18 protein-coding genes and 1 CRISPR repeat array (1 of these 19 only partly in view) are annotated in these 23,754 nt (G+C 70.5%); of the genes, 7 read left to right on the top strand and 11 right to left on the bottom strand.

Going from position 1 to position 23,754, the window contains the following annotated elements:
- Nucleotides 1-330 precede the first annotated feature (330 nt).
- Complete coding sequence (locus tag OG349_RS07750) at nt 331-1,767, bottom strand: transcriptional regulator (RefSeq protein ID WP_327233900.1); 1,437 nt, start codon at nt 1,765-1,767, stop codon at nt 331-333.
- A gap of 238 nt (nt 1,768-2,005) precedes the next feature.
- On the opposite strand from OG349_RS07750, the gene OG349_RS07745 reads away from it, so the two are divergent.
- The 5 genes from OG349_RS07745 to OG349_RS07725 all read left to right on the top strand — a co-directional run bounded on the left by OG349_RS07745 (nt 2,006) and on the right by OG349_RS07725 (nt 6,997).
- Nucleotides 2,006-2,149, top strand: a complete 144-nt coding sequence (locus OG349_RS07745) for a hypothetical protein (protein WP_327233899.1) — start codon at nt 2,006-2,008, stop codon at nt 2,147-2,149.
- Nucleotides 2,150-2,253: 104 nt separating this feature from the next.
- On the top strand, nt 2,254-2,400 hold the full coding sequence (locus OG349_RS07740) for a hypothetical protein (protein WP_327233898.1): 147 nt from the start codon (nt 2,254-2,256) through the stop codon (nt 2,398-2,400).
- A gap of 201 nt (nt 2,401-2,601) precedes the next feature.
- Nucleotides 2,602-4,245, top strand: a complete 1,644-nt coding sequence (locus OG349_RS07735; protein ID WP_327233897.1) for an asparagine synthase-related protein — start codon at nt 2,602-2,604, stop codon at nt 4,243-4,245.
- A 2-nt stretch (nt 4,246-4,247) separates the two neighbouring features.
- The gene (locus OG349_RS07730) at nt 4,248-4,997 is read left to right on the top strand and encodes a lasso peptide biosynthesis B2 protein (RefSeq protein WP_327233896.1); all 750 of its coding nucleotides are present in this window, start codon (nt 4,248-4,250) and stop codon (nt 4,995-4,997) included.
- Nucleotides 4,998-5,098: 101 nt separating this feature from the next.
- Nucleotides 5,099-6,997, top strand: a complete 1,899-nt coding sequence (locus OG349_RS07725) for an ATP-binding cassette domain-containing protein (RefSeq protein WP_327233895.1) — start codon at nt 5,099-5,101, stop codon at nt 6,995-6,997.
- Here OG349_RS07725 and OG349_RS07720 read toward each other — a convergent pair.
- The 8 genes from OG349_RS07720 to OG349_RS07690 form a co-directional block, all read right to left on the bottom strand.
- Nucleotides 6,973-7,476, bottom strand: coding sequence for a hypothetical protein (locus OG349_RS07720; RefSeq protein ID WP_327233894.1), 504 nt, complete (start codon nt 7,474-7,476; stop codon nt 6,973-6,975). The genes OG349_RS07725 and OG349_RS07720 overlap by 25 nt on opposite strands.
- 73 nt (nt 7,477-7,549) lie before the next feature.
- Nucleotides 7,550-8,155 carry a hypothetical protein gene (locus tag OG349_RS07715; RefSeq protein ID WP_327233893.1) on the bottom strand — a complete coding sequence of 202 codons (606 nt, stop codon included), beginning with the start codon at nt 8,153-8,155 and terminating at the stop codon, nt 7,550-7,552.
- 279 nt (nt 8,156-8,434) lie between these two features.
- Nucleotides 8,435-8,932: an NUDIX hydrolase gene (locus OG349_RS07710; protein WP_327233892.1), complete on the bottom strand. Its 498-nt coding sequence runs from the start codon at nt 8,930-8,932 to the stop codon at nt 8,435-8,437.
- A 381-nt stretch (nt 8,933-9,313) separates the two neighbouring features.
- Nucleotides 9,314-9,508: a JmjC domain-containing protein gene (locus OG349_RS34805; RefSeq protein ID WP_442806368.1), complete on the bottom strand. Its 195-nt coding sequence runs from the start codon at nt 9,506-9,508 to the stop codon at nt 9,314-9,316.
- 329 nt (nt 9,509-9,837) lie between these two features.
- Nucleotides 9,838-10,188 carry a hypothetical protein gene (locus OG349_RS07705; protein ID WP_327233891.1) on the bottom strand — a complete coding sequence of 117 codons (351 nt, stop codon included), beginning with the start codon at nt 10,186-10,188 and terminating at the stop codon, nt 9,838-9,840.
- Between the two features lie 167 nt (nt 10,189-10,355).
- Nucleotides 10,356-10,778, bottom strand: a complete 423-nt coding sequence (locus OG349_RS07700) for a DUF6415 family natural product biosynthesis protein (RefSeq protein ID WP_327233890.1) — start codon at nt 10,776-10,778, stop codon at nt 10,356-10,358.
- Nucleotides 10,778-11,164 (bottom strand): hypothetical protein, encoded by a 387-nt coding sequence (locus OG349_RS07695; RefSeq protein ID WP_327233889.1) that lies wholly within the window; start codon nt 11,162-11,164, stop codon nt 10,778-10,780. The genes OG349_RS07700 and OG349_RS07695 overlap by 1 nt, the downstream gene beginning before the upstream one ends.
- A gap of 80 nt (nt 11,165-11,244) precedes the next feature.
- Entirely contained in the window at nt 11,245-11,733 is a 489-nt protein-coding gene (locus tag OG349_RS07690) for an ATP-binding protein (protein WP_327233888.1), read from the bottom strand.
- A 355-nt stretch (nt 11,734-12,088) separates the two neighbouring features.
- On the opposite strand from OG349_RS07690, the gene OG349_RS07685 reads away from it, so the two are divergent.
- Both OG349_RS07685 and OG349_RS07680 read left to right on the top strand, forming a co-directional pair.
- Complete coding sequence (locus OG349_RS07685; RefSeq protein WP_327233887.1) at nt 12,089-12,961, top strand: helix-turn-helix domain-containing protein; 873 nt, start codon at nt 12,089-12,091, stop codon at nt 12,959-12,961.
- Nucleotides 12,958-13,149, top strand: a complete 192-nt coding sequence (locus tag OG349_RS07680) for a DUF397 domain-containing protein (RefSeq protein WP_327233886.1) — start codon at nt 12,958-12,960, stop codon at nt 13,147-13,149. The genes OG349_RS07685 and OG349_RS07680 overlap by 4 nt, the downstream gene beginning before the upstream one ends.
- Nucleotides 13,150-13,263: 114 nt before the next feature.
- On the opposite strand, the gene OG349_RS07675 is transcribed toward OG349_RS07680, so the two are convergent.
- Together OG349_RS07675 and OG349_RS07670 are read right to left on the bottom strand one after the other, a co-directional pair.
- Complete coding sequence (locus tag OG349_RS07675) at nt 13,264-13,800, bottom strand: hypothetical protein (protein ID WP_327233885.1); 537 nt, start codon at nt 13,798-13,800, stop codon at nt 13,264-13,266.
- Between the two features lie 615 nt (nt 13,801-14,415).
- Nucleotides 14,416-14,823, bottom strand: a complete 408-nt coding sequence (locus OG349_RS07670) for an acyl-CoA thioesterase (RefSeq protein ID WP_327233884.1) — start codon at nt 14,821-14,823, stop codon at nt 14,416-14,418.
- 359 nt (nt 14,824-15,182) lie between these two features.
- Nucleotides 15,183-23,754: a CRISPR direct-repeat array (repeat unit 28 nt; unit sequence GGACAACCCCCGCAGGCGCGGGGCCGAC) (it continues 801 nt past the right edge of the window).

Raw genomic sequence — 23,754 nt, 5'->3', positions numbered from 1 at the left:
CCCTGAAAAGTCCCTGGAGCGCAGTGGTGAGCAGCGCTCCTGAGTTGGTCCGGACTGATCGTCTATGCCGTCGTTGATCTGTGCTAATGGCCTGTCACCGTCGTGAGGCGGGACGGGGCATCCGGCACACATGGGTTCGAGAAGTCCTTCTGAGGGGAAGTATGCGCGGCCGGGGCGACGTTGTTCGCGAGGCAGCGCGACGCGATCCGCAGGATCTGCGACTGCGGAGTCCTGCGCCAAGAGTCCGAGGGCCTGGCTTCGGTGCCTCCACCGGATCAAGCTTCTGGCCGCCACGCGTCATGCTCGACGTTCCTTACAAGTCGTAACCGGTCACACCGCGTCAGACACCGCCTGCTCAATACGGCTACGCATATCGGAAACGGCCGGATTGCCCACGAACGGCTCTGCCTCGTCGTGGAGTTCGATGAGGCGGTCGGCGACGCGCCTTGAGCTGATCGTTCCGAACAGGGTGAGCGCGGTGTCGGCCTCTTCCTGAGCGCCTTCGACTTCTCCTACCGCCAGGTGGGTGCGGGCGAGGCCGAGGTGGTCGAAGGCCTTGGAGCGTACGCGGTGTTCGGGCCGCAGGCTGAGGGCGTGGCCCATCAGGTTCAGGGATTTCTCGGCCCGGCGTGTGCGGTCTGTGCCCTGGCTCTTCTTGGCGGCGATCTGGTGGGCCACTCCGACGGTGGCGGACAGTTCGGCGGCGTCGAAGAAGGCCATGTGCACCGGCTCGTCGGCGGGATTGATCCGGTCGAAGATCTCCTCGGCTGTCCCCGCCGCGCGCTCGCTCTCGTCCAGGTTCCCGAGGATCGCGTGGAACCGTGCTTCGAGGGAGGCCAGCATGGAGCTGGTCGCCGGGGAGATCTGGCGGCGTGCTCCGTACTGGGCGAGGGCGACCAGGTCGAGGGCGTCTTCGTAGTGATTGAGGTGGGACATCTGACGGGCCATGCACTGGAGAATGTGCGCGCCCACCGCCCGGTCTCCGCCCTCGGCCGCCGCGTGGAGGGCGGTGACGAAGAGGCGCTGGGCGCTCTGGTGCATGCCTGCGTCGAAGCTCATCCAGCCGGCGACGCTGCCAAGATCGGCGACGGCGGAGAAGAGGGCGCGGCCGGTGGCTTCGGTGTAGGAGCAGGAATCGAGCAGGGCGTTCGCCGAGGACATCTGGGCGACGACGGCGGTCCGGGAGAGGGCACCGCCGTGGCGGTTGTCCGCGTCGCGGAACATGCTGGTGACGGCCCGGATGTCCTCGACCTGCCTCATGCCCACCCGGCCGGACGGAGCCTGCTCGGCCGGGCGTTCGGCCAACGGTGACGGTGTTGACGTGACCCACTGCTGAAGCGGGCTCAGGAGGCGTTCGGCGCGGTGGACGTGCGCGGCGTCCGCGCTGTGGCGGGTGTGCGGCAGCATGATTTCACTCCGGGTGAGATGCGCGATGGCGTCGATGGTGCTCCCTGATTGCCAGGGCAGATCCGGACCGTCCGCCGAGACAGGACTCCGGGGGCCCGGTAACCCGAGGTCGGCGCAGGCCAGGCGGAGGCCCAGGCGCTCGCTGATGACGTCGGTGATCAGGGCCGGTACCGGGGCCCGGGGGGTCTCGCCGGCCAGCCATCGCCTGACGCGGCTCTCGTCCGGATTGATGTTCCTCTCCCCGTTCGCGACCGCGCGCGCCGTGACCGAACGAGCGAGTTCCACGTTCGACATGGACGCGCGGCTGAGCCAGTGCGCCAGCATGTCATTGGGCCGCCGGTCGATCGGGGGCCTTCCCATGGACGCCTCCAAATGCCGCCGAAACCTCCAGCGTAGAAGCGTTCGCGTACGGCGGGAACAGGCTCCGGTTTTTCGCCGTAAACCGCCGAGGGCCGCGCCGGTCTCACACCGGCCACACCGCCGTAGAACGCCGTACTTCACCGAATTCCGATCAGCTCCGAACTCTGGTGATCTGGTGACGCCCCGGCGAAGTGGAAGCCGAATGCGAGCAAGTCCCCGTACCAACAAGGAGGTTGGCATGCTCGATTCCAGCGAAGACGCACCCGAGCAGACGGCTCCGGTGTTCGCGCCGGTGATGACCACTGCCGCGGTCGCCGAGGTCACTCTCGGCCGACGCGCCCAGACCAACAAGGACGCGAGCAACTGGTACGAGGGCTACTAGAAGCCCCCGGACCCCGCCTCGGCAGTCGCCGAGGCCGTACCGCCACGTTCCGCGCCGGGTCTCTTCCGGAATCCGGCTCTCATCCCACTGCTGTGGAGGCAGACATGAACGAGACCACGACCGCTCCCGTCACCGTCGAGGACGAGAGCCCTCTGTTCGTCCCGGCCATGACGACGGCGCCCGTCGCCGACGTCACCCTCGGCCGCCAGAACTTCAACGACTCCGACAAGACCAACTGGTTCGAGAACTGACCTGCCCGCAGGTGAGGTGACAGCGGCGCGGTCCACCGTGAGGTGGGCTGCGCCGCCTTTCTCGTACGTGTCGATCAGGGCGGAGCAGCTGTGGAAGACGTGTGGGTGGCGGGTGGAGTGGGTCTGGTGCCGGGGCCGGGTGCGGTTGCGGCGGATGCTGGCCGGGCGGTGTGGTCCGGCGCTGGCACGCCGGTGAGGGTGATGGCCGACGCCGGGGTGTTCCTGGCGGTCGCCGGGGACTTCCGCGTATCGCAGGGCGAGCTGGGCGTTGGCCTCGCGGCGGTGCGGGCCGGGCGGTGGGCGGACCTGACGCGGTGGAACGGGTCCTACTGGGTGGTCGCGCAGAGCGGGGACCGTACGTTCGTCGCCGGTGATCTGGCCGGCGTACGCGGCCTGTTCTTCGCGCAAACCGGCACGGGGCTGGGGTGGGCGTCGAGAGCGCAGATACTCGCGGACGCTCTGGGGGCGGGCCCGGACCTGGGACTGCTGACCGCGCAGATCGTTGCCGGGGATGAGCACTGGCCGGAGCGGTCATTGTTCGAGCGGGTTCGACTGGTGCCGGGCGGCTACGGGCTGCTGATGACCAGGGGCGGGTACGAGCTGGTCGACGTACGGGGTCTGGGCGATGAGCGGTCCTTCCGGGAGGGCTCGGAGGCGGTCGGTGCGGCGCTGCGGGGTGCGGTCGAGGGCTACGCGGCGGTGGATGAGCGTGTGAGCGCGGATCTGTCGGGCGGTCTCGATTCCTCTGCGGTTGTTCTGACGGCCGCTGAGCGGCGGCCGGTGCGGGCGGTGACCTACGGCGGTCCGCTCTCCGACCAGGAGGACCTGCTGTTCGCCGCGCGGGTAGCGAAGACGGCCGGCGCTGAGTACATCGTCTCGGCGGGTGGCCCACAGACGTGGCATTTCTCGGCGCGTCCGCCGGCGGCGACGTACGGGCCCACGCTGTCTGCCGCGACGGCGGGCCTGGACGCCGACTACTTGGCGCCGGTGGCGGGCTTCTCCTCGGTGCACCTGACCGGGCACGGCGGCGACGTGGTCCTGGAGTCCTCCAGCGCGGCGTTCGTGTCGCTGGTGCAGCGCGGCGAACATCGGCGGGCCAAGGAGCAGGTGACCGCGTGGGCGAGGCGCCGGAACTGCGCGCCGGGCCCGATCTGGCGGGCGGTGAAGGAGGCTGCCCGACCGGACGGGCGGGCTGTCGCTCTCGACCGGGCGGCGACGTCCGTACGGGCGGGACAAGCCGCCCCGGCGCCGCAGGTGTGGGGCTGGTGCCGGACGGGCCCGGCAGTCTCCTGGCTGACGCCCCGCGGCCGCGCGCAAGTAGCCCATCTCCTCGGGGAATCTGGCGAAGCACACCCTCCGGTGGACGCGGGAGAGTGGGAGGATTGGGCGGCGTTGCGATTCAACGGGCAGACGGCCCGGGACGAGATGCCGCTGTACGCCGCGCTGCGGGTACGACCGGTTCATCCGTTCCTGGACAACACCGTCGTACGGGCATGCCTGTCGATTCCGGCACACGAGCGTCGTAAGACCGGGGTGTACAAACCGCTGCTGGCCGCTGCCCGGCCGGACCTGCCGACCTGGCTGACCGGCCGCCGTTCGAAGGGCAACTTCACGCCCCTGCTGATCGCGGGGATGCGGGCCAACCGTCACATGCTGACGCGGATGATCCTTTCCAGTCCCCTGACCAAATCGGGGCTGATCGATCCCGGCGCGGTGACGGGGGCGCTGAACTCGGCTGGCTCCGGTGACGCCAGGGCTCCGCTCGCGGCGTTGGACCAGTTCTTTGCCGCCAGTCGGTGGCTGTCCGACCACGACATCAAAGCCGCCGGGGGTGCACGGTGCTGAGCGTGCCGGACGGCGTACACCGCCGAAGCATTGGCCACGACACCACCGCGGTGCTCGTGGAAGCAACGGGGTGCTGGGCGTGGCTGGACCGGGACACCCGCAATATCTGGGAGGCCGCCCTGAACGGACGGCTGCCTCAGCTCGTCGACGAACTGTGTCGTCTCGGCTACCAGCGCGAACAGGTCCAGGCCGCCGTGTCCCAGACAGTGAATCGGCTGACCAGTGAGGGGATGCTCGCCACCCACCACCGCGCTGTGAAGACCGCCGTACGGCCTGGCGGCGCAAGTCCCCGGCCCGGAGCCGGCTGGACAGACCCCATCACGCCGGGAAACAGCCAACTCCCCCTGCGTATAAGGGCAGTGGCTTTGGTGGGGCTGGCCGCCTCGCTGGCCGCGCTCCGGCTGCCGCTGCGCCGCCTCCTGCGCGCCCTGGTCCCGCTCCGCCGCCTTCCGGCCGCGCGCGGGGATCACGCGGAGATACTGTACCGGGCGGTGGTCGAGGTCCGGCCCGCGTGGTGGCCGGGCCGGATCGCCTGCATGGAAATGTCCCTCGCCACCGTGCTCGCCGCCGCGCTGTGCGGGCGCCGGGTCCACTGGGTCCTCGGTGCCCGGCCCCTGCCGAACGAGGCGCACGCCTGGGTAGTCGTTGAAGGCGGCGGCGCGCTCGGGCTGGACGGCCCGGACCAGAACAACCCCGTACGGCCCTGGGTCCCCGTCATCACGACACCACCACCCGCAAGAGTGAACCGATAGGGCGCCACGTTGACGCGCCGGGTGTTCTGCCTGGCCTTTTGCGTGAGGGCGGCGGGTAATCCCGGTGCGCGGCGCCCCGGCGGGCCCGTACACCAGGCCGGGTGACAGCACACGCTCCCGCTCCCGGCGCCGCTCCGGAGATGCGCCTCAAGATAGGCCAGCACGACACCGCGAGCGCCGCGGTGAGCACTCTGACGATGGCCCGCCGGCTGCCCGCGACACTGCGGGCCACCGTACGGCTCGGCTGGCGGGCCGACCGCCGCGCTCTGGTGGGCATGCTCACCGCGCAGACCCTGACCGCCGTTCTCGCGGCTGTCGCTCTGGCGATGACAACCCGGGTGATCGGCGCCCTGCTGAACATCCTCGCCGCCTACACCGACGACCACCACGTCCGCCCCCTCTTTGCCGAAGCGGTGCCCGCGACCGTTACGGTCGCCGTCTGCCTCACCGGCGCCGCGCTCACCGAGGCCGCCTCCCGCGCGGCTGCCGCGCGGCTCGGGCCGCGCTGCGCCCGCGAAGCCGACCTCGAAGTGCTGCGCGCTGCTGCGGCGGTCGAACTGTCCGCGTACGAACACCCCGGCTTCGAGGACAACCTCGAAGCCGCTGGCAAGGGCGCGGAGTTGACCCGCGACCTCGTCATCGACGCGCAGGCCCTCATCTCTTCCCTCGCGCAGATGACCGCGGCCGTCGCCGTACTCAGCGCCCTCCACCCCGTGCTGCTGGGTCTGCTGCTCCTCGCCGCCCTCCCGCGAGGGTGGGCCGCCGTGAAGGCCGCGCGGATCCAGCACGCCACCGTGCACGCCACCCTCTCCGACAGCCGCCTGCGGACACTGCTGCGGGGCTACTGCACCGACCGCAACACTGCGGCGGAGATCCGAGCCTGCGGGATGGGCGGCTTCCTCACCCACCGCTACGGCCAAGTCTCCGACCGGCTGGAGAAGGAAGGACTGGCCGCCGCGCTGCGCGCGCTGCGTACCCAGCTCGCCGGGGACGCGGTATCGGCGCTGGCGATGGCCGCCGCCTGGGCGGCGCTGGCCGGACTCGTCGCCGCGGGCCGGATCGATCTCGCCGCGGCCGGTACGGCGCTGTTCGCGCTGCGGACCTCCAACGGTGCTCTCGCCGGGATGACGCAGGCCGGGGCCCGGCTCTTCCGCACGAGCCTCTACCTGGAGGACTGGATCCAGTTCCTCGCCGAAGCCCGCGCCCACCGTACGCACCGAGGCACGCTCGCCATCCCGGACAGCGGACCTGACGTCATCGCCGCCCGTGGGCTGAGCTTCACCTACCCCGGTACCACCGCACCGGCGGTGAGCGGTGTCGACCTGGAGATCAAGCGCGGTGAAGTCATCGCCCTGGTCGGGGAGAACGGCTCCGGGAAGACGACCCTCGCGCACCTCCTCACCGGCCTCTACCTGCCCAGCTCCGGCACCGTCGCCTGGGACGACGTCGACCTGGCCGACGCGGATCCCGCCACGGTGTGGGCACGACTCGCGATGGTCCCGCAGGACTACACCCGATGGCCGCTCACCTGTCGGGAGAACATCACCCTCGGCTCGGCGAACGACGGCGACACCGCCGTCCGCGCGGCGGCCGAAGCCGCCGGAGCCATCACGGCAATCGACAAGCTCCCCGCCGGCCTGGACACCTCCCTCGCCCGCTCATGGTGGGGCGGACACGACCTGTCCGGCGGACAGTGGCAGCGCATCGCCATCGCACGCGCCTTCCACCGCGACGCCCCCGTACACATCCTCGACGAACCCACCGCAGCCCTCGACGCCCGCGCCGAACACAAAATCTTCGCCCGCCTCAAGACACTCGCAGAAGGAAGCACAGCCCTCTTCATCACGCACCGACTTGCCAACGCCCGTGTCGCCGACCGCATCATCGTCATGCGCGAGGGCCGTATCGCGGAGTCCGGTACCTACCACGACCTCCTCCAACGCCCCGGCTCCCTCTTCGGCGAACTCCACCGTCTTCAAGACGGCCAGGACGACGCCTGAACCCCCGCCGCGTCGAACGCGGGACGGCCATGGTGAAGGACCGCCGTCGTCTCGTCCCGCCACGCCGCCCACAGGGCCTCGAACACGTGGAGGCGCGCCGGAGACATCTCCCGGCGCGCCTCGCCCAACGTGAGCCACCGAAACGCCGGCGGGTGGGACTGCTGCGCGCCCGCGTCCGGCGTACGGACCAGGGCACTCGGATCGGCGGCGCGGCACAGGTATACGAGGCTCTGGCTCATCCCCGCTCCCGTCCGTTCCCAGTTGATTCCGAGCAGACGGACCAGAGCGACGGAGAGGCCCGTGCCGTACGAGACGTGGTCGAGCACGGCCGCCACGTCCGACTGACGGTCCCCGACCGGTCCACCGGGAAGCCGCGGGCCTTGCTCTCCCAGCACGGTGAGAACCCGCCCACGTGAGTTGGAGATCCAGGCCAGCCCGCTGACGCGGCTGACAAGCTGTAGTGCCGCTTCCTCCACCATGCCGACGTCCTTCACTCATATCGCTCGACCGTTCAGGGACAACCGATCGCGAGTCCGGGGGCCCAGAAATCCCCTATCGGGTGTTGTTCACGGCCAGATCTGGCGGGCTGGCGATCAGCGCCCGCAGTCCCGGCATCTGCTTCGGTTCCCTCTGGATGAGATGGGTCCGGGCATAGGTCGCGTCCCGTACTACCCGCACTTCCCGCCAACCGTCCCGGTCCCGCGCCAGCTTCAGCAGGGCGGAACTGCGCACAGTGCTGCGTATCCACTCGACGTCCGCGTACTGGCGCGCCACGTAGTCGGCCACCCACCACGTCATCAGCTGTCCCAGGCGATCCTGGCGGTATCGCCGCGCGGGATGGCTGTATGTCCACGTCATGGTCACGGCGCGTTGCTCGCGCTCCTTCGGCTCCCACCCGTCGGCGCTGACTTCGTGCTTCAGCACCGTGCATCCCAGCAGGACGGTCTCCTGTCCCGACTCGTCGCCCGGCTCCTCCAGAACCATGACCTCCGCGCCGTCCGACTCCACGGACGACAGCACATTGATCAGCTCGCGATGTCCCGAGAATCCGCCCGCGCGCATCCACGTCTCCCGCGTCTGAATGAGGTGTCCCAGCTGGGGGTTGTCGTCAAGGCGGGCGGCTCGCATCGAGAACTGCGGTCTTCCGGTTGCGCGCATGGGTATCTCCATCCCTGATCGACGTGATCAGCAGGGCAAGTACGGACCTGGCCGACGCCACACAGTGGTGACGGCCGTCTTCAAAGGGGCCGGCTGTCGCCGCGCGAGAACGCGCGGCGACAGCCGGGGCACCTGCTACGCCGCCGTCGACAGCAGGTGCCGAGCCCTCCGGCACGGGGGTGGAACAGCCGCTCTGCCATCCAGCTCAGCTGCTCCACCGGAGGGCCCCCGGGGGAAGGTCACCTCATTCGCGGGAGGGGAGGTGACCGTGGTCTTGCGTCAGGGCCTGTATTCGGCGGCCGGGTACCCGAGCACCAGGTCCGCGGTCGTACCGGTGGCCAGCGCCTCCAGGGCGGCCCGCGTACGCCGCGTGCTGTGGGCTGTCAGATGAAGGTCGAGCGCCTCGGGAGGGATGAACCCGTACCCCGCCAGCTCGTGTTCCGGCAGGACGATCTTTGTGTCCGACGCGATGGTTCCCCCGTCGTAGACGAGGTTGTACCCCTCGGCGCCGGTCTCGGTCGCCGGGACGTAGTCGACGGCCAACAGACGTCCCGGGTGCAGGTCCAGTCCGGTCTCCCCGGCTACCTCACGCCGCCACGCCGCGAGCGGCAACTCGTACTCCATGACCGAACCGCCCACCAGACCCCAGGAGTTCGGGGACCGGTCCTGCCGGTAGACCTTGTCGACCAAGAGCACGCCGCCGCCCGACCTGATCACCGCCAGCACCCCGACTCGGCGGCGCGGCGGGGAACGAAAGTAGTCCTCACTGTGGGACATAGAAGTCTTTTCCCTCTGCCTTCGATTTCGTGTTTACACGCGGCCTTTAGGCCACGGGTCTTGAACCGTCCGACGGATCGGGCGCGAGTCAACCGATCCGCCGGACGGCTGTATAGGGAGGGGGCTCCGAAGCGGGGTGCCGTGCTCCGCATAGGGAGGGCAGCGGGCCGCCTGTCCCGCGCTGGAGCCCCCGGAGGCGCCATCAGGTGAGGTCGGCCCTATTCCGGCCGTTCACCAGACGGCCAGCCGCTACACCGGCGGGCGCGAGTACAGCGGCTGTCGGACGCCGCACGGCGGCAGCCCCGTTCATATGGGATCGTCGGTGATGGCAAAAACGAGATGCACCGAGTAATCCGGCGTATTCACCTCGTGCAGCACACCCTACGGAAGCAGCAGGACATCCCCAGCCTCGATCACCATTTCCTGTGGTGCACTATCCTCATCCGGCCAGATTCTCCACCTCTTTGCGCCCTGCATTTGGACGATCACGCCGAACCAGGCATCGACATGCCGAATAAGACCGAGGTCTCCGGCATTCGATTCATACATGGTGCATACGACGTGACGCCGAACCATTCTCGTGAAATGCATAGCGGCGAAGCTGAACCAGCCCTCGCTACGCCCGCTGATGCTCTCGTACACCCGCGTCCGCGGCCTGGCCCGATAGGCATCAGCGATTTCCGTCCCGGAGATCTCCCGCTGAAAATCCGAGCCATCGACCAGCGCGACGCTCTGCCCACTTGATCTGCCGTCCCCGAGTGGGAGCGGAAGGCCGCCAAGCCAGCCAGCATCGAGAGCCTCAGGGACCCGTACGGCCTGAGTTGCCGGGGACCTGTAGTGAGGTAGGACTACGGGCAATAGGCGCGTGAGGAATTCCGATCCGATGTCCTCAGGGCTGCGAGAGTTCACGCGTCGTAGTAGTAGTGACGGCGGTCGATTATTTCGCAGTACTCTTTGCGACGTTCGGCGGCGTACTTCCGGAATGACGCATCCGCAGGATCGACCGCCTGCGTGTCGTGGATGACATCGCCAGGGCCAAGTTCGGCGATCTTACGCGGGCGCAATTCCACGATGCCCGCCGGGCTGACGCTCTGGACGAAGATCTCGTCGTGACCGATCGCCAATTCGACTGGGGCGAAAAGCAGCCGGAAAGAACTGCCGGCCTCGTGCTGCGAGAGCAGGTGACCGACCTCGTTGATCAGATCGATCAGGCCACCCGTCTGGCCAAGCTTTTCTTCCGTAACTGTTGCGGTCATGCACTTTCCCTTTCCCTATTGGAGCATTGTGCATCCTGTGCATCCGCAGGAGTGCGGAACAGCTTTCACCCGCAGGCACAGAGGTCAGAGATAGCCGGGAATACCGGTCGCCTATAGAGAGGACGATCAGTCATTCGCTGGTGGAGATCGGCTAGGTGACAAGAGATTCATGGCGGATCCTCCAGCAGCAGATCCAGGAGATCAGAAGTAGCCAGGGCCAGCAGGCGCACCCGCGCACGCGCCTGAATGAAGCAGTCGGGCAGTTCCTCCGCAGACGCGCAGAGGCACCGACTCCGGGTCACGGGCGCCGCTCCTATGTAGCCCTGGCGGACCGCGATGACAACGAGACGACTCAGAAGTCCCGTGAGCCGACGAGCCAGTGGCCCAAGGTCCCAGGGCCGGGGGGTGGCGTGTTCGCCAAGAACGGCTTCGAGATCTTCGTAGGCCATGCCCAGAGCGAAGGGCAGTTCGTGCCAATCCCAGGTGGCGGACGACTTGAGGGCGGCCCGGTCCTGCCAGTGGGTAACCACCGCGTCTCCCGGCCGGTCGGGTGCTGCCCGCGGTGGTAAGGCTTCGACGACGACAGTCATCAAAGCCGATCCCCCATCAGTTCGCTCACCGGTTCCAAGAGGGTTTGGCACGCGCCGGCGAGCCGCACGGCCATGGGGAAGCTCGCCCCGCCTTGGTCGTACTCCTTGAGTAAGTCCTCCGCACTGCGGACGAGTTCGTACGCCGAAGCCCAACCTTCAACGTGGGGCGACTGGACATGGGGAATCAGGTAGGTCACGTAGCGCCGCAAGGTCAGACACAGCGTCTCGGCTTCTTCTCCGTCCCCGGCAAGGAAGGCACGGCCAGACAGTACGAACCCTGCGGTGTTCCGGACCGCCGCGACGGTCGGTCGCTCCGGTGAACTGTTGAGCAGCTCCCGTCGCAGGGCGACCAGGAGGCGCCTGAGCACTTCCGCGTCGTTGGACATGGCGCTGGCAGGCGGAAGCGACCAGGACCTGGCCGTACCCACTGCATGAGCGGCAGGGACGCCGAGTACGAGGGGCGGCATTACGCGGCCACCAGTCCTGGCTGGACAGGGATCTGGCACCACGTCGCCGTCTTGTCCGTGGTTCTGCCCCACGCACCGCAGCACTCACGCACGAGGCAGTCCACGATCCCCAGCCCGCGCCCCGACGTGGCGTCACCGCCGGGATCGCGCTGCTGGAGCGACGCCGAAGAGCCAGCCAAAACCTCCAGCCACAAGTCGTCGGTAGTGAGCCATATCCGCAGTCGGACGTACGGGCTCACTCCGTAGTGGAAGGCGTTCGTCATCAGTTCGCTGACCAAGAGGCCGATGCTCTCCTCCAGATGGGACAGTCCCCACTGAATGGCCGTCTGTGTGCATGTCCGCCGCGCGTCGCGAGGATGGCGGGCATCCTCCGCCGTGATGTCGTGGCCCCGGCGCTCTGCTCTGTAAAGCAGCTCACACGCACGCAGCACCCTGACCCGTGCCTCCTGCTCGCGCAGGTGATCTTCGTAGTAGGCGACGAGGGACATGGGACATCTCCTCCGTGGTTGGCGGTGTCAAGCTGTCCCTGGGAACGGCAGACGGACAGCGAACGGGTACGTGGGGGTGCACTGGGCTCGACATGAGCCCCGGAAGAACGAGTGGCTGACGTATCGGGTCGCTGCTCAACTACTCTGCCCCACAACGCCCTTAGGATTCAACGGAGTCTTCTCAGAATCCTCAAGGAGGACTAATTTGGAATATGCAGGGCCGCGCACATGGGCTTTCGAGCCCCGCACATCAGGTGAAACACTGTGCACATCGACCGAGATGGCGCGCAGATCGAACTAGTTGGCGCGCACATCAGGGCTGATGGCGCGCACATAGCGAAGGAGGGCCAGGACGATGGCAGGTCAACCGCGACCGACCGGGCGTCGCATCGTCATGGGGAAGGAACTCCGACGACTGCGGAAGGGGGTCGGGCTCACGCTGGCGGACGCCGCGGACGGCCTCGGATTCTCGGAAGCCCAGCTACAACGCGTCGAGACAGGACTGTCGTCCTTGCGACGCTCGCAACACCTCCGGGCCCTGCTGGACCGGTACGGCGTCACGGACGAAGATGCTGTCGACGAGCTCCTCGAACTCCAGCGGGACGCCGCCCAGGAAGAGTGGGTGGACGAGTTCAAGGACTCGATGACACCGCTGCTGATGCCGAAGTTCGTAGGCATCGAGGAGCAGGCCCGTGAGATCCGGGCGTTCCACCCGACGCTTGTGTGGGGCAGCCTCCAGACCGAGGCGTACGCGCGCGCCCTCTTCACGATGCAGCAGCCCGTCCTGGAAGTGACGACGGAATCGGTCGATAAGGCTGTGGGACTACGCATGCGCCGTCACGGGTTCCTCGTGCGTGACGAGGAACCCGTGAAGCTCATTGCCATCATCGGTGAACCGGCGCTGCGCCACATCGCCGGCAGCATAGAGATTATGCGCGAGCAGTGCGAGGAGATCATCAAGCTCTCGGAACGCGAGAACGTGACGATCCAGATCCTGCCGTCGACCGGAAATCGATATCGGTTCACGGGCGACTTCAGCATTCTGGACATGGGGCACGTATTACCACCCCAGGTCCAGGCAGATAACGCGTGGGGAGCATTGGCGATGTCAGGCAAGCCACGTGACGTAGGGATCTTCAGTCGAAGGTTCGAGCGCCTTTCCGCATCGGCCCTGGCGCCTGAGGAGACCCCCGAGTTCATCCGAAAACTAGCGCGAGAGATGACATGATCCCAAAGCAGCCTCACCCTGGCACCTGGTTCAAATCCTCATACTCCGAGGGCAGCGGCAACGCCTGTGTCGAAGTCGCCGTCAGCCCCGTCACCATCCAAATCCGCGACTCCAAGGACACGAGTATTCCAAGCCTGACAGTGTCCCCCAAATCCTGGTCCGCTTTCCTGCCGACCATCATCGAATAGTTTTCACGAAAGCGAAGTGTCCCTCCTCGACCTATCGAGGAGGGACGCACCATTATCCATTTTGAGCTCGTGCCACCCCGCACGAGTTGTATGGAATGGGGCTCCTGGCGAACTTCACCCAGGCTCCTCGTTCGCTGCTTTCGACCGGATAGTGATGGTGTGCGCCATGACATCGTCGAGGCTGGGCAGCCGGTGACGAATCCTAGACGCCGGGCCACCTCCAGTCCGGCCGCACCCGGGCTCGGGCGGTACACCGCCATGCGAGGGCGGTCCGCCGGCGGGGGAAGCCCCGGGGGCGGCAGGCGTGGTCTCGCGGGTCTGGCCGAACGGCTCCGGCCGCCGTTCCTTCAACTGCTCGGCAGCCGCGGCGACCGCCTCCTCGTCGGCGTCGGGTTTGTCGTCCAGCACCCGGTCCATGAGGAGGATCGCGTCGCTGCGGTCGCCTTCCGCTGCGCCACGTCCGGAGAGGACGGCGAGTTGGAGGGCAGTGCGTTCTCTGACGGCAGCCTGTGCCGCGTGGGCCTCGGCTGTCCTCAGCTCCTGGCGTTCGACCTCCGTGAGTGCGGCCTGGTCTGCGTCGCGCTTCGTGGTGATGAACTCGCTCAGCCCCTCGGAGTTATCGAGGCCGAGATCGCCGAGGAGCTTCTTCACGGCTGCTCGTCCGCCCAGCGTCCTTTTACGGCTAGCAGCGGCGACAGGTCCTTTTGCGTGACCGTACGGCTGGCCGTGCCGCCGTCGGGTTTCGGCTCGTGGGGGGTCGTTCTCGGGAGAAGCACCCAAGGGTCGGGTAGATCGGCCGCCCGCCGCAGCGGTGCCCGACCGGTTCGAGCGGGTTGGGGAGTAAGGGGCGCGTCATGCGTGAACCATCCACAGGTCTCCAGCGCCCCCGCGCCAATGGTCAGTTGAGCGATCACTCAGGCAGCGCTCGAGTTCCATTGCTCGTCGAGCCCGCCTGTAGCCGCAATGCGTACTAGCTGCTCAATCCACGGCTCTCCCTTCATGCGTCGGTTGAACGCGTCCATCGCCGACTGCCAGGGCGGACTTCACCCCGTTCACCAGAGAGGCACTCACAGGTGACCGACCACATCAGCGAAGGACGATGAGGCCCAGAACTGTTGCGTCCCAGGCGGACAGCCGGACGCCTCAGGGTCGTTTCGGTCACGTTCCCCGCAAACCAGGTGGGTTGCTTGACCGCTGTCGCGCTGGCCGACGGTACGACGGCCTCATCCGGGCCGAGGCGGAGTGGTACATAGCCAAAACCCCTGCCTACGAATCGGTGTAGGGGGCGAGAAAGCTCTTCTCCTCTTCTGAGAGGCGTCGAGGGCTGCCGGTGTCCAGATTATATGCGGCCATGGTGGTTATGGCTTCGGCATACAGCTGGTCGGTATCCCGGATCTCGTAGCCAAGTTCGAGTATTGCCCCGCGTGCGTGAATTACCCAGACCCGTACGTCGACTGGATCCTCGCGGTACACCAGCGGGGCGATGTAGCTCACGACCGAACGACGTACGACGAACGCGTGTTGGCGGCGCTCCGCCTCGTCAGGAGGCAGCATCTGCTGGAACATCCGTGTCCGTGCTTCCTCCATGTATCTCAGGAACAGTGCGTTGTTGACGTGCCCGTACGCATCCGCGTCGGCCCAGCGCAACGGAAGATGATAGGTGTACTTCTCCACGGGAGCTTTCTTTCTGATGGCTTGTGAGGTGCGGGTGGCGGCCAGGGCGCCGACGCGCCTGGGGCATGAATCAGGGTGATGTTCGCGGGGATGGGTCCTCGGCTTGCTTCGCCAGCGCCCATGCGTTGCGTTGGCCGCCGAGGCTGTTGGTCTTTTCGTCGGCGTGGGCGCTCTCGATCCAGGTGAGTACGGTGAATCTGCAGTCGGGTGCGGATGCCGGGTACAGCACGTGGCTTACTACTTCGATCGTCTCCCAGTCCAAGGCCGGCACGCGCATGTGGAAGACGTGGCCGTCTCGGCTCTCCTCGAGTTCTGTCCCGGCCGACTCGCGCGCGTGGCCTTCGTCTGATCCCGCCTCAGGACAACCCCCGCAGGCGCGGGGCCGACCACCTGGCGCCCGTTGCGCGTGATGATCCCGCCCGGACAACCCCCGCAGGCGCGGGGCCGACCGGCCGTACCACCACATGAGCTGGCTCATGGTCGGACAACCCCCGCAGGCGCGGGGCCGACGCCCGGGTCGACGCGGTGCTCGCCCACGACCGGGGACAACCCCCGCAGGCGCGGGGCCGACGCCGCCGACCTCGCCCCGCTCACCTGGGAGCAGGGACAACCCCCGCAGGCGCGGGGCCGACGGAGGGTTGAGAATTCGGGAGGGGTGGGGGGAGGGACAACCCCCGCAGGCGCGGGGCCGACAGCGCGACGTACATGCCCTTCGCGGGGATCGGGGGACAACCCCCGCAGGCGCGGGGCCGACCCTGAGCCTCTTCGACACCCAGGGCAGAGGCGAGGACAACCCCCGCAGGCGCGGGGCCGACCAGGCGCGGAACCAGGCGGTCTTGGCGTCGCGGGGACAACCTCCGCAGGCGCGGGGCCGACGCCCGTAGCTCCCGGGCCAGGCTGGGGAGGATCGGACAACCCCCGCAGTCGCGGGGCCGACCCGCTGACGACGGGCACGGTCACCGACAAGACGGGACAACCCCCGCAGGCGCGGGGCCGACCGCCCCGAGGACGTCTAGCGCCGTGTAGGGCGCGGACAACCCCCGCAGGCGCGGGGCCGACCAAGGCGGCCTTCAGGAGCATCGCTGCATGACGGGACAACCCCCGCAGGCGCGGGGCCGACGAGGCGGCCGAAGAGATCTACGGGCACAACATCGGACAACCCCCGCAGGCGCGGGGCCGACGCTGCCGCCTTTCTGCTGGAAGGTCGAGATGACGGACAACCCCTGCAGGCGCGGGGCCGACAGGGTGTTCAGGTGCTCGCGGTGGCGGGCCCGGGGACAACCCCCGCAGGCGCGGGGCCGACTGCGTCGCCGGCCCAGCCGATCAGGGCTCCCAGGGACAACCCCCGCAGGCGCGGGGCCGACACCAGCTCCCCGCGGATCTCCGTGTTGTCCTGCGGACAACCCCCGCAGGCGCGGGGCCGACTGATCGACCGCTTTCCCTTCACCCTGGCCGTCTGGACAACCCCCGCAGGCGCGGGGCCGACCAGACGTCGAAGTGGGAGGACGCGGGCACCGACGGACAACCCCCGCAGGCGCGGGGCCGACCAGGACCGGACGTGCCCGACGACTCCCATGGACGGACAACCCCCGCAGGCGCGGGGCCGACGTTCCCATGATGGCTCCCCGATACGTTCCGGTAGGACAACCCCCACAGGCGCGGGGCCGACGACCGCTCCTCGTAAAGGGCCTGCCACGTGGGAGGACAACCCCCGCAGGCGCGGGGCCGACCCGGGTACGGGCGGCGCCTCGGGCTCGGCCGCCGGACAACCCCCGCAGGCGCGGGGCCGACATCGGCATGCCCTTTTCCCGCATCGCGATGATCGGACAACCCCCGCAGGCGCGGGGCCGACCCGACCACGACACGGTGCCGGGGCACCGCTGGCGGACAACCCCCGCAGGCGCGGGGCCGACGTTGGTCCCGTCGGGGACGAACGGGTCCACCACGGACAACCCCCGCAGGCGCGGGGCCGACCGGACCTTGCGGGCGGCCAGGGCGGGGCGGAGCGGACAACCCCCGCAGGCGCGGGGCCGACGAGAGCGACCCTTCCGTGCGCTCCGAGCAGCGGGGACAACCCCCGCAGGCGCGGGGCCGACATACCGCGCCGCACGACCAGCACGCCGCGTACCGGGCAACCCCCGCAGGCGCGGGGCCGACCGCGTCGGCCAGGAGCCGGTCGGCGTGGGCCAGGGACAACCCCCGCAGGCGCGGGGCCGACCGCGGGCCCAGCGGCCCCAGTCCGTCCAGGTGGGGACAACCCCCGCAGGCGCGGGGCCGACGGGCGGTACGGGGTGACGACGGCGCTGTGGCCGGGACAACCCCCGCAGGCGCGGGGCCGACGCCGTCCGACCTCCGCCGGCGGACCGGCCTCGGGGACAACCCCCGCAGGCGCGGGGCCGACGACAGGTACTTGTACCGGTCCTCCGAGCCCGCCGGACAACCCCCGCAGGCGCGGGGCCGACGTCCAGACCCTCCGCGACGCGGCCGTCATCCAGGGACAACCCCCGCAGGCGCGGGGCCGACCTCGACCTGGTCCATCCACGCGAGCAGCCCGGGGGACAACCCCCGCAGGCGCGGGGCCGATGCTGAGCGACTTGATCAGCGGGCGGTGAGCGACGGACAACCCCCGCAGGCGCGGGGCCGACGTCGCCGACGTACGGGATGGTCGCGAAGGTGCTGGACAACCCCCGCAGGCGCGGGGCCGACCGGTGGTCGTACATGAGTCTCGCGCGACCGCGCGGACAACCCCCGCAGGCGCGGGGCCGACTCCCACGCCTTCGAGCCGAGGCCCGACGTGGTCGGACAACCCCCGCAGGCGCGGGGCCGACTCGGAGAACGCCTCCTACCTCACCCCGGCCGCGGGACAACCCCCGCAGGCGCGGGGCCGACACGTACGAGATCAACACGTCGGCGAAGGGAACGGGACAACCCCCGCAGGCGCGGGGCCGACATGTACCAGGACCGCCGGTCCATGCCGGCGGGCGGACAACCCCCGCAGGCGCGGGGCCGACGCCCGCCCGCACGGGATGACCGGGATGCCACGGGGACAACCCCCGCAGGCGCGGGGCCGACCGGGTCGCCGCCTGTGAGGCGCTTCATGGTCGAGGACAACCCCCGCAGGCGCGGGGCCGACACCATGCCCGCGACGTGGTCCAGCGGCATGAAGGGACAACCCCCGCAGGCGCGGGGCCGACGCGACGGTCGTCTTGTGCCACCGGCCGCCGCGCGGACAACCCCCGCAGGCGCGGGGCCGACGCGGCCTGTATCAGACCCGAGCAGTCCCAGTGGGGACAACCCCCGCAGGCGCGGGGCCGACGCCTCGGCGGTCAGTCCCCAGATTCCCCAATGGGGACAACCCCCGCAGGCGCGGGGCCGACCTGCCGTCCGCCAGGCGGCGCCCGGCGTACAGCGGACAACCCCCGCAGGCGCGGGGCCGACAACTCACCGAGGAGCAGCAGGAACTCCAGGAGAGGACAACCCCCGCAGGCGCGGGGCCGACAACCCCAAGCGCAGCCTGCGCCGTTGCAGCTCCGGACAACCCCCGCAGGCGCGGGGCCGACGAGTCCTACGAGATGTTCCAGGGCTCCAACGGAGGACAACCCCCGCAGGCGCGGGGCCGACCGGGGAAACCTGACAGCGACCACGATGTCATGGGGACAACCCCCGCAGGCGCGGGGCCGACACCACCAGGCGCTACGCCGCGGCGCTCCGATCCGGACAACCCCCGCAGGCGCGGGGCCGACTCCAGCGTGATCGAGGAGAACACGTTCCAGGGGGGACAACCCCCGCAGGCGCGGGGCCGACGCCGGCCGCCGGGCGGGATGGTGGGAGCGCCATGGACAACCCCCGCAGGCGCGGGGCCGACACCCGCCAGCTCTTGGCGTAGGTGTCGACGGTGGGACAACCCCCGCAGGCGCGGGGCCGACGCTCGCTGCGGTCCAGAAGGAGCTGGCCGGCACGGACAACCCCCGCAGGCGCGGGGCCGACCACCGGGGGTTCCGGGCGATGAGCCGGGTGACCGGACAACCCCCGCAGGCGCGGGGCCAACGCTCTGGACGGGGTGTTCTAGGTGGCTCTGGAGGGACAACCCCCGCAGGCGCGGGGCCGACCGACTTGACCGTGTCGCTTCCCTCGACGCCAGCGGACAACCCCCGCAGGCGCGGGGCCGACGACTACGGGCCCTGGGTGACGCAGCGAAGTGGGGGACAACCCCCGCAGGCGCGGGGCCGACCGCCAGATCCGCATCGGAGACACCTGGTACGACGGACAACCCCCGCAGGCGCGGGGCCGACCGCAGCGCGTCGCGGTGGAACAGCCACCGTGCCGGACAACCCCCGCAGGCGCGGGGCCGACACCATCGCGACCGGTCTCGTAGCGGCCACCGGGGGACAACCCCCGCAGGCGCGGGGCCGACTAGGCGCGGGTGGGACTCACCCCGAACCCCGGGGGACAACCCCCGCAGGCGCGGGGCCGACCTCTGTTCGTGGTCCATGGGGTTCCTGTCGCGGGGACAACCCCCGCAGGCGCGGGGCCGACGTCACCTTCGCCAGCTCGGCCCGCAGCCGGGTGGGACAACCCCCGCAGGCGCGGGGCCGACACAGGGCACCTCCGGTGGTGCCCTGTGGGGCACGGACAACCCCCGCAGGCGCGGGGCCGACCGGGAGAGGGCGCCGATGAACGTGTTCAGGAGGGGACAACCCCCGCAGGCGCGGGGCCGACGTGCCCGGGGCGGTTCCCCCGGCGGTGGGACCGGGACAACCCCCGCAGGCGCGGGGCCGACGTGCTGGGGACCCTGGAAATCTGCGCCGAGCACGGACAACCCCCGCAGGCGCGGGGCCGACGCCGCGCGCAGCTCGGCGCGCACGTAGACCAGGGGACAACCCCCGCAGGCGCGGGGCCGACGGTAAGGGCTTCGTCATGTCCTGATCGTCCTATCGGACAACCCCCACAGGCGCGGGGCCGACAACTCCCGCCACAGCCACTCAGACAGAGCCCACGGACAACCCCCGCAGGCGCGGGGCCGACCCCGGAGCAGCGGCCAGGTTCAGCCGCCCCTCGGGACAACCCCCGCAGGCGCGGGGCCGACATCTGGCAGATGTTCAGCAGCCCGCCGAACGCCGGACAACCCCCGCAGGCGCGGGGCCGACTTGTGGCCGAGCGGCTCGGGCCGGCGCGCGGCAGGACAACCCCCGCAGGCGCGGGGCCGACACCGACTCGACCGGCTCGTCGGCGTACTGGAAGAGACAACCCCCGCAGGCGCGGGGCCGACGGCGTCGGGGTGGTCCTCCATCCCGGGGACCACGGACAACCCCCGCAGGCGCGGGGCCGACGCGAGCGCGGACACCGTGGCGCAGGTCGGCGGGGGACAACCCCCGCAGGCGCGGGGCCGACATCCGGTCAGCCACCGGACGGAGACGGCGAGACGGACAACCCCCGCAGGCGCGGGGCCGACACCCGCACCCGGGAGGTCGAGGACCACGGCGGGGGACAACCCCCGCAGGCGCGGGGCCGACGTACCGACCGTGGCGACGACCGCCCTGTGCCAGGGACAACCCCCGCAGGCGCGGGGCCGACGATGCCCGGCTGTCCACGCTGAGATCGACAGGGGGACAACCCCCGCAGGCGCGGGGCCGACGAAGGCGGAGACGATGACCCCGACGACAGCGTCGGACAACCCCCGCAGGCGCGGGGCCGACACCCTCTGGGCGCACCTGTTCACCGCGGCCGACGGACAACCCCCGCAGGCGCGGGGCCGACTTCATGACCGGCGCGGATGCGGTCGGCAAAGCCGGACAACCCCCGCAGGCGCGGGGCCGACCAGGCGGTATGGAACGCGCCCCAGAACGCCGCGGGACAACCCCCGCAGGCGCGGGGCCGACATCTCCAGCAGGATGTCGAGCGCGCCCTCCGTCGGACAACCCCCGCAGGCGCGGGGCCGACTGATCTCGTAGACGGGGCGGGACGCTGGGATGCGGACAACCCCCGCAGGCGCGGGGCCGACGTAGCTGCTCTGAGGGTGGCCACGGTCTGCCGGGGACAACCCCCGCAGGCGCGGGGCCGACCCCTCAGAGCAGCTACCCACCCCCGGCGCAGCAGGACAACCCCCGCAGGCGCGGGGCCGACCCCCGGGGGCCGGCCGTCGCGCAGGTCATGTGGGGACAACCCCCGCAGGCGCGGGGCCGACGTGGCGAGACGGTGACCGCAGACCAGGCCGCGGGGACAACCCCCGCAGGCGCGGGGCCGACCCGCCGCCTGCCGAGTTCCCCTACGTCGACACCGGACAACCCCCGCAGGCGCGGGGCCGACGTGGCGAGACGGTGACCGCAGACCAGGCCGCGGGGACAACCCCCGCAGGCGCGGGGCCGACCACACCAAAGACGACAGACGACCGGAAGGCGGAGGACAACCCCCGCAGGCGCGGGGCCGACAAGAACTAGCAGGTCAGCGGCTGTTCCCCCTGAGGACAACCCCCGCAGGCGCGGGGCCGACAAAACGACCGCCGCTGAGGCTGGGATCAGCACCGGACAACCCCCGCAGGCGCGGGGCCGACTGGTCGTAGACCTCCGTGTCGAGGCCGGTGAGGGGACAACCCCCGCAGGCGCGGGGCCGACGACCTTATCGAGCATGGGCGCGGTCATCGGGTCGGACAACCCCCGCAGGCGCGGGGCCGACGCCGGGCGACTGGAAATTTACGTGGCCAAGGAAGGACAACCCCCGCAGGCGCGGGGCCGACTGCTCGACGCGCGCGGCGCCTGGTCGTCGGTCAGGACAACCCCCGCAGGCGCGGGGCCGACACTTCCCCGGCGACGTCGCCTTCGGCACCCAGCGGACAACCCCCGCAGGCGCGGGGCCGACCACACCAAAGACGACAGACGACCGGAAGGCGGAGGACAACCCCCGCAGGCGTGGGGCCGACCAGGTCGGTCGCGGCGGCTTCTCCACCATGAACGGACAACCCCCGCAGGCGCGGGGCCGACGCGGGCACGGCGCGGCCGTCGTGCCCGGAGTGGGGACAACCCCCGCAGGCGCGGGGCCGACGCGTTTCCGGCCTGCATGGTCTGCTCGCCGCGGGGACAACCCCCGCAGGCGCGGGGCCGACGACGACGTCGACAGGGCCCTGGGGCTCGCCCTGGGACAACCCCCGCAGGCGCGGGGCCGACAAGACGCCCCCCTGGAACCCCGACAACCCTCTGGGACAACCCCCGCAGGCGCGGGGCCGACCTCCGAGAGTCCGAGGCCCGGGACCGTGCGGCGGGACAACCCCCGCAGGCGCGGGGCCGACACCGAGGCGCAGGGCGAGGTCTCCCGCACGGAGGGACAACCCCCGCAGGCGCGGGGCCGACCGCCGCCCGCCACTCGTCGGAACCGCTGGAGAGGGACAACCCCCGCAGGCGCGGGGCCGACTGGGTTCTGCTCGGAAGCCCGGGCTGCCGCGGGGGCCGGGTGGGACAACCCCCGCAGGCGCGGGGCCGACACCGCCTGCCACTGGGCTTTCGCACCCAGCAGCGGACAACCCCCGCAGGCGCGGGGCCGACGACTGGCCCCTGATGACGATGGCGAGGGTGTCGGGACAACCCCCGCAGGCGCGGGGCCGACGCCCATGGCAGCCAGCTGTACACGGAGTGCGGAGGACAACCCCCGCAGGCGCGGGGCCGACTTCTCCGCCTCGGCCAGCCGCTCCTGAGCCGACGGACAACCCCCGCAGGCGCGGGGCCGACGCGTTCTTCTGAGTGTTCTTCCGGTTCTTGCGGGGACAACCCCCGCAGGCGCGGGGCCGACATGATCGGCAGCAATCCGGCCTTCGACGCCGCGGGACAACCCCCGCAGGCGCGGGGCCGACAAGGAGCACGCTGTTTGCCCGAGCCCGGAGCGCGGACAACCCCCGCAGGCGCGGGGCCGACTGCTGCGAACGCACGCGGCCGACAGGAGCGGGCGGACAACCCCCGCAGGCGCGGGGCCGACCAGTTTGGAGAAATGGGGCAAGCCCTCCCCGGGGGACAACCCCCGCAGGCGCGGGGCCGACCTGGCCTCCGTCAAGGTCCGCGTCGACGCGCCGGGACAACCCCCGCAGGCGCGGGGCCGACCCCGGCCCCGGAGTGCCGGGGGTGACCGTGCCGGGACAACCCCCGCAGGCGCGGGGCCGACCTTCTTCTGTGGCTCGGTGACGACTACTTTGACGGACAACCCCCGCAGGCGCGGGGCCGACGGGGGCGGGTCGGCGACCTTCTTCGCGACCCTCGGACAACCCCCGCAGGCGCGGGGCCGACGCTGGAGAACTGCCGCCTGGTCGGCAGTGCCAGGGACAACCCCCGCAGGCGCGGGGCCGACGCTGGAGAACTGCCGCCTGGTCGGCAGTGCCAGGGACAACCCCCGCAGGCGCGGGGCCGACACCCCGTTGACTGGTCCGGGGCCAGTCAACCGGGGACAACCCCCGCAGGCGCGGGGCCGACGTCCCCGAGGCCGCCGTCCACCCCTACGTGAGCGGACAACCCCCGCAGGCGCGGGGCCGACCTGGTCGTCCACCTCCTCCGTGTCGTACGGGGGGGACAACCCCCGCAGGCGCGGGGCCGACGCGTGGGCGGTGGCGACGGCGGGTGCGAACAGAGGACAACCCCCGCAGGCGCGGGGCCGACCGCTGGTAGGCGATCGCGACGGCGTGGGCGCAGGGACAACCCCCGCAGGCGCGGGGCCGACTCGGGCAGCAGCTTCCCTACCACCTCGCGATGGGGACAACCCCCGCAGGCGCGGGGCCGACGTCACCGGCGCCGACGAGGACTGGAAAAGGCTGGGACAACCCCCGCAGGCGCGGGGCCGACGCCCCGGCCGGCCTCACCGGCACGACCACCCTCGGACAACCCCCGCAGGCGCGGGGCCGACGCCGCGCTCACCTACTCGGACGACGCCGGGCCGGGACAACCCCCGCAGGCGCGG

Source organism: Streptomyces sp. NBC_01317, from assembly GCF_035961655.1.
Classification (GTDB): domain Bacteria; phylum Actinomycetota; class Actinomycetes; order Streptomycetales; family Streptomycetaceae; genus Streptomyces.
This window is presented reverse-complemented; position numbering and strand designations above follow the sequence as displayed.